2 protein-coding genes are annotated in these 1,702 nt (G+C 68.0%); both read right to left on the reverse strand.

All coding sequences use genetic code 11. The features are described 5' to 3' along the window. Nucleotides 1-108, reverse strand: a 108-nt coding sequence (locus ADL25_RS52155) for an acyl-CoA carboxylase epsilon subunit (RefSeq protein WP_345552909.1), incomplete at its 3' end; no start/stop codon positions are given. 31 nt (nucleotides 109-139) lie between these two features. After that, nucleotides 140-1,702 (reverse strand): acyl-CoA carboxylase subunit beta (locus ADL25_RS09850; RefSeq protein ID WP_063805607.1); only part of this gene is annotated, 1,563 nt, incomplete at its 5' end.

Here is a 1,702-nt window from a genome sequence, read left to right on the forward strand (position 1 = left end):
CGCGCCGGGCGGTGGTGTGGTTGCCGCCGCGGCGCGGGCTCGGACGACCGCGAGTGCGGCGGCGAGCTCCTCGGGGGTGGGGTTGCCCCGTACGACTTTGATCGTCATGTCGTGTCCCTGGGGTGGGGTGGGGTGGGGGTCAGAGGGGGATGTTGCCGTGTTTCTTGGGGGGCAGGGTTTCGCGTTTGGTGCGGAGTTGGCGTAGGCCGCGGGTGATGTGGCGGCGGGTGTCGGAGGGGGTGATGACGGCGTCGATGTAGCCGCGTTCGGCGGCGATGTAGGGGTTGAGGAGGGTGTCCTCGTATTCCTGGATGAGGCGGGTGCGGGTGGTGTCGGGGTCGTCGGCTTCGGCGATGGTGCGGCGGTGGAGGATGTTGACGGCGCCCTGGGCGCCCATGACGGCGATCTGGGCGGTGGGCCAGGCGAGGTTGAGGTCGGCGCCGAGGTGTTTGGAGCCCATGACGTCGTAGGCGCCGCCGAAGGCTTTGCGGGTGATGACGGTGATGAGGGGGACGGTGGCTTCGGCGTAGGCGTAGATGAGTTTGGCGCCGCGGCGGATGATGCCGGTGTGTTCCTGGTCGACGCCGGGGAGGAAGCCGGGGACGTCGACGAAGGTGATGACGGGGACGTTGAAGGCGTCGCAGGTGCGGACGAAGCGGGCGGCTTTTTCGGAGGCGTTGATGTCGAGGCAGCCGGCGTACTGCATGGGCTGGTTGGCGACGATGCCGACGGGGTGGCCTTCGACGCGGCCGAAGCCGGTGAGGATGTTCGGGGCGAACAGGGGCTGGGTCTCGAAGAACTCGGTGTCGTCGAGGATGTGTTCGATCACCGTGTGCATGTCGTAGGGCTGGTTGGCGCTGTCGGGGACGAGGGTGTCGAGTTCGCGGTCCTCGTCGGTGACGGTGAGGTCGGCTTCCTCGGTGTAGGCGGGGGGCTCGGAGAGGTTGTTGGAGGGCAGGTAGGACAGCAGTTGTTTGACGTAGTCGATGGCGTCCTTCTCGTCGCCGGCCATGTGGTGGGCGACGCCGGAGGCGGTGTTGTGGGTGCGGGCGCCGCCGAGTTCCTCGAAGCCGACGTCTTCGCCGGTGACGGTCTTGATGACGTCGGGGCCGGTGATGAACATGTGGGAGGTCTGGTCGACCATGACGGTGAAGTCGGTGATGGCGGGGGAGTAGACGGCGCCGCCTGCGCAGGGGCCGACGACGAGGCTGATCTGGGGGATGACGCCGGAGGCGTGGGTGTTGCGGCGGAAGATCTCGCCGTAGGCGCCGAGGGAGGCGACGCCTTCCTGGATGCGGGCGCCGCCGGAGTCGTTGATGCCGATGACGGGGCAGCCGGTCTTGAGGGCGAAGTCCATGACCTTGACGATCTTCTGTCCGTAGACCTCGCCGAGGGCGCCGCCGAAGACGGTGAAGTCCTGGGAGAACACGGCGACGGGGCGGCCGTCGAGGGTGCCGTAGCCGGTGACGACGCCGTCTCCGTAGGGGCGGTTGTGTTCCAGGCCGAAGTTGGTGGAGCGGTGGCGGGCGAACTCGTCGAGTTCGACGAAGGAGTCCTCGTCCAGCAGCAGCAGGATCCGTTCACGGGCCGTCAGCTTGCCCTTGGCGTGCTGCTTCTCCACGGCACGCTCCGAGCCGGCATGCGTCGCCTCCTGCACACGGCGCTGCAGGTCCGCGAGCTTGCCCGCGGTCGTGTGAATGTC

This window comes from Streptomyces sp. NRRL F-5122 (assembly GCF_001507435.1).
Lineage (GTDB): Bacteria > Actinomycetota > Actinomycetes > Streptomycetales > Streptomycetaceae > Streptomyces > Streptomyces lannensis.